Below are 4,760 nucleotides of genomic sequence, written 5' to 3' on the forward strand. Positions count from 1 at the left end.
TCCGGGCCGCGCGGCGATGCTCAGTGGCGGGGGCCTTCCGGGCGCGTGCTCTTGTTCCAGACGCGCTGATCCGCTGCCACCGGCAGTTCCTGGTCAACCTCGAACAGCGACGATCACCCGCGCAACCATGCGGTAATCGCGCGCGGGGCCGACTCTGGATGTTGTCGCCGGCCTATGACCTCACACCCACCGCGTCGATCAGCATCGAGCGGCGTGACCTGGCCATGGTCTGTGGCGACGCCGGACGACTCGCGAGCGCCACGAATCTCCTGTCGCAGCACGCGCGGTTTCTGCTGGATAGGCCTGAAGCCATCGCGATCATCGACGCGATGGAAGCGAAGGTCCGCGCGAGCGGGTATCCAACCGTGCGCGCCGCCGGCGTCAGCTTGATGAATATGCCGGATGCTTCGTGAGCTGATTCTGGTGAGGCTGGGCGCTGGATAGACGGACCGGATAGCGCGCCCTAATCCCACAGCGACTGGCGCATTCTCGGAAAAGCCTGATTCATAGAAATTTGAGATGCGGTGAAAACCATTTCAAGGTGTTTCGCGACGCACAAACACGTCCTGCGCCGAATGCGGCGGCCACGAGCACGACCTCATGGTGGCACCACACTGTTGTTTGTGCGCAACAACCGCGATGCAGTTGTTGTTGCCCGAATCGAGATCCTGCTTGACTACACGGGCATTCCCGGCTGAAACTTGGCGCTCGTTTTCTCAACCCTTTTCATTCCAAGGAGATCGATATGCCTGTCACAACTAAAGAGGTGCTTTCGCGCTGAGTCTGCCGGCATATCGTTGCCCGGAACTCGCGCATGGCGAATCCGGGCCGGGAAAAGAAAACCCCTGGCCATCAAGCCCAGGGGTTTTTTTATTGCCCATCGCCGGTTAAGCGCGACAACGCGCACCGGCACCCGGATTCCAATTCGAGCGGCCCGTATCAGGTCAAGGCCGCTCAACACAATACATTGGAATCAACATGGGCATTCAAATTGAATTCAACAAAGGACGCGTTCCCGTCAAGGTGTGGACGCGCAATATCGAGCCCGAGGCGATACGGCAGCTGCTGAACGTCGCGTCACTTCCGGTCGTGCATGGTCATGTCGCCGCCATGCCCGATGTACACGCTGGCATCGGTGCAACGGTCGGCAGCGTTATCCCGACCAGGAAAGCGATCATTCCGGCTGCCGTCGGCGTCGATATCGGCTGCGGCATGAACGCGGTGCGCACGTCGCTGAGCGCCGGGCAACTGCCGGATAACCTGCGCAGCCTGCGCATGGGGATCGAGGAGATGGTGCCGCTCGGCTTCAACATGCACCCGGCCAGCCGCATGCGTGGCAGCGCCTTGCAGCGCGTCGGCCGGGCGCTGAGCGACCGGCTGGACCGCATCGTCGGCCGGCATCCGGAGCTGATGAAAATGCAGCGGCGCTTCAACGAAACCTGGCTGTGCCAGATCGGCACGCTGGGTGGCGGCAACCATTTCATCGAACTGTGCCTGGACGAAGCGGATCGCGTCTGGATCATGCTGCACTCGGGCTCGCGCGGCATCGGCAATATCATCGGCCGCCATTTCATCGCGGCGGCGCAGAAGGACATGCGCCGGCATAAGCTGCATCTGCCGGACCAGGACCTGGCCTATTTTTCGGAAGGCTCGGGGCTGTTCGATGAATATGTCGAGGCCGTGGACTGGGCGCAGGACTACGCCCTGCTCAACCGCCAGCGCTTGCTGGCGGTGGTGATCGAGGTGCTGAAGCGGCAGTTGCCGACGTTCAGCCTGGAGACCGAGGCGATCAACTGCCACCACAACTACGTGGCACGCGAAACCCATTTCGGCGAAGCCTTGTTCATCACCCGCAAGGGCGCCATTTCGGCCCGCGCGGGCGAGCTGGGCATCATTCCCGGCAGCATGGGCGCGAAGTCCTACATCGTACGCGGCCTGGGCAATGCGCAGTCCTTCTGTTCCTGCTCTCACGGCGCCGGGCGAAGGATGAGCCGCAGCGCCGCCAAGCGCCGTTTCAGCCGTTTTGATCTGGAAGCACAGACGGCAGGCATCGAGTGTCGCAAGGATGGCGGGGTAATCGATGAAATCCCCGGTGCCTACAAGGACATCGATCAGGTGATGGATGACCAGCGCGATCTGGTCGAAGTCGTCCATACCCTGAAACAGGTTCTTTGCGTGAAGGGGTGAGCGATGGCCGACCAGAAAATCACGCTCGTCATCCCGCGCAGCAAACCGCGCAACCCGCTGCTGGTGCCCGTATTGACCCGGCGCGCCGGGCCGCATGGCTCGACGCGCAAGGCCATCCGGCAAAAGATGCGCCAGCGCACACAACAATCCCTGGCCGAGTTGCTGAACGGCGACAAGGCCGAATTCGAGATCGACTGAAGCACGCCCGCCCCTGCCGGGGCGGGCATTCACATACTTTTTCCGAGGAGCAAACCATGAACCCGCCCACTGCCCGAGCTACCGCAATCGACCAGCCACCCTTCCCCCGAATTCAAGGAGTCCACCATGGACCGTCAAACGGCAGACGAGGTGCTCGCGTGCCTCGTCGGTGAACGCACCCTGTACCCCTACTATCGCGACCGCTACAGTATCGGCCTGTTACGCCATCTCAGCCGGCGGCAGGCGCTTCGCATCGCCGCACTGAAACAATCGCCCTATGCTCAGCTCCTGCAGAAGCCACGCGTCAAGAACATCCTTGCCGACAGCGGCGGCAAGGAGATTGATGATATGCAGCTGGCCCGGCACGACTATGACGCCGACCAGACAGTCTTCGTCCTCACCCTGGGCACCTGGGGTACCGAACTGAAAGGAGTACTGCCGCTTCGCGCTTGGGCGTTACTCCGCGATCTGGGCCGAAGCCATGCTCTGGGCGACGATTGCGTTCGTACGCGAGGAGCTCGGTTTGCAGCGGATCTACTACCACAGCGAAGAAAGCGGCCGACTGCTGAAGAACATCCGGGGTCACCTGCCGCCGCGTTCCCTTTACACGGACCTGCCGCGCAAGTTCTGCTTCGTGCCGACCCCGGAAACACCGGAATTCCTCCTGCGGGAAAGCGGAGTCGGCAAAGCGATCAGACGGCGCGAGGGTTTGTCCTTTTTTCAACTGACGTGATTTGCCACCCGGCGATCAGTACGAGGTGAGCGACGTTTCCGGTAGCCGCAAGAAGTTGGGGATGCCCGACAACCTGGCTATTCCGCTCTACGCCCAGCGCGGGCGCCTGAAGCGCCTGGCGCTACCCTTGCTGGTCGCGCTGCTGGTCGGTTCCCTGACCGCCGCCCTGTCTGCCGTCGCCATCGGCAGTCTGTTTGGCGCCAGCCGGGTGACGCTGCTCTCGCTGGCACCGATTGCCATGGGCGTCGCCGAGCGCATCGGCGGCCTGCCGTCGCTTACCGCGGTGCTGGTGATCATCACGGGAATCGTCGGCGCCATCGGCGCGCGCTATGTCTATCGCGTCCTGCACATCGAAGATGACGCCGTGCGCGGTTTCGCCATGGGCATCGCTGCACACGGCATCGGGACCGCGCGCGCTTTTCAGGAAAATGAGCAGACGGAAGCCTTTGCCGCGCTGGCGATGGGTCTCAATGGTCTGATGACGGCGCTGCTGCTGCCACTGGTGACCCCATGGTTGCTGAATTGGTCACAGCGCCAGGCGACGGCCAGCCGACCTGAAGGTTACTATTTTTCCCGGCCTGCCGCCGCTGGTCGCCATCGAAGCGGGAACTTACCCCATCGGCAGCGACGAAGGCATCGACCCGGACAAGGTCCAGGCTTCAGTGTGCGGTCGGCCCGAAGACGTCGTCGATCCGACCCGCTTCGATGGCTTGGTCGAACCAGCCTTCGATTTCTGACAGCGACGCGGCCGCAATCCGGGCGCTGATCTCCGACGGGATGGCGCCGAACCGTTTGCGCAGCAGGCGCTGAAGTGCCAAGGCTTCACCTTGCTGCAGGCCTTGCTCGCGGCCCTGCTCGCGTCCCTGCTGCAGGCCTTGCTCGCGGCCTTTCTCGATACCGATTCGTTCAACCGACGACACGTAGCGCATTTGTTCTTGCTCCTCAAGCAGGTCGATATTCTGCCACAGCTCCTGCGCCAGATGTTCGGGCAGCCGCATCATCCAGTCAAGGACGACAAACAGGTCAATGATGCGCTGTTTTTCCCAGCGCCGCTGGTAGAGCAACTGGATCAGCTTCCACTTGGCGGCAAAGCGAGCTGCCATGTCCTGGCGCGTCGCCTTGGTCAGCAGATGGGCCAGCGTCACCAGCGCGAAGGGATTCGGTTCCGCTTGCAGTAGGGTTTCGCGGCCCGCAAAGTCCAATAGCTTGGCGGTTGGAAACTTCAGCGTATGTTCGCAACCGAGCACCTCGAAGCCAAACGAACTCGGGTGCCAGCCTTCGGATTGGTCGGCGAGCAAGGCCATGCTGGCGACTGGGCGGTGGTAGCGGTCAAACAGGCGGTAGTTGTAAACGAACATCCGTTCGGCGAATTCCGCCTGCGGGCTGCCCTGCACTTCGATGTGGAGGTAGATCCAGTCTTCTGTTCCCGACAGACGGGTGACGCGGACCAGTTTGTCGACCAGACGCTTACCGAGTTCAGCACTCGTAGGTTGGGCTGAGCCTGCGAAGCCCAACAACCCAGGCGCGCGGCCAAAGACGTGCGGCTTGTTGGGCTTCGTTCCTCAGCCCAAGCTACCAGGCTGACAGCGACGCAGCCGCCCTTCAGGCGCTGATCCGGGCTGTCGCAATCGTCCCAGGCCCC

Annotated in this window: 4 protein-coding genes and 2 pseudogenes; 5 read left to right on the forward strand and 1 reads right to left on the reverse strand. The window is 62.3% G+C overall.

Annotation, left to right across the window (positions count from 1 at the left end; genetic code table 11):
* Positions 1–99: 99 nt before the first annotated feature.
* The 5 genes and pseudogenes from CAPSK01_RS21950 to CAPSK01_RS21955 all read left to right on the forward strand — a co-directional run.
* Positions 100–413: pseudogene (locus CAPSK01_RS21950) on the forward strand (HipA domain-containing protein); the annotation flags it as partial.
* Positions 414–978: 565 nt separating this feature from the next.
* Positions 979–2,187 (forward strand): RtcB family protein, encoded by a 1,209-nt coding sequence (locus tag CAPSK01_RS05020; protein ID WP_034923330.1) that lies wholly within the window; start codon positions 979–981, stop codon positions 2,185–2,187.
* Positions 2,188–2,190: 3 nt separating this feature from the next.
* Positions 2,191–2,385, forward strand: a complete 195-nt coding sequence (locus CAPSK01_RS05025; protein WP_034923332.1) for a hypothetical protein — start codon at positions 2,191–2,193, stop codon at positions 2,383–2,385.
* Between the two features lie 523 nt (positions 2,386–2,908).
* Positions 2,909–3,118, forward strand: coding sequence for a hypothetical protein (locus CAPSK01_RS05030; RefSeq protein WP_273703123.1), 210 nt, complete (start codon positions 2,909–2,911; stop codon positions 3,116–3,118).
* 73 nt (positions 3,119–3,191) lie between these two features.
* A pseudogene (locus CAPSK01_RS21955) lies at positions 3,192–3,635 on the forward strand (LrgB family protein); the annotation flags it as partial.
* Between the two features lie 142 nt (positions 3,636–3,777).
* On the opposite strand, the gene CAPSK01_RS05040 reads toward CAPSK01_RS21955, so the two are convergent.
* Positions 3,778–4,635 (reverse strand): DUF4351 domain-containing protein, encoded by an 858-nt coding sequence (locus tag CAPSK01_RS05040; RefSeq protein WP_273703124.1) that lies wholly within the window; start codon positions 4,633–4,635, stop codon positions 3,778–3,780.
* Positions 4,636–4,760 lie beyond the last annotated feature (125 nt).

Source organism: Candidatus Accumulibacter vicinus (genome assembly GCF_000584955.1).
Lineage (GTDB): Bacteria > Pseudomonadota > Gammaproteobacteria > Burkholderiales > Rhodocyclaceae > Accumulibacter > Accumulibacter vicinus.

Bases quoted from the DNA above. Each gene is read 5' to 3' on its own strand.
- CAPSK01_RS05020 (WP_034923330.1), top strand. From the start codon at position 979: ATGGGCATTCAAATTGAATTCAACAAAGGACGCGTTCCCGTCAAGGTG.
- CAPSK01_RS05025 (WP_034923332.1), top strand. From the start codon at position 2,191: ATGGCCGACCAGAAAATCACGCTCGTCATCCCGCGCAGCAAACCGCGC.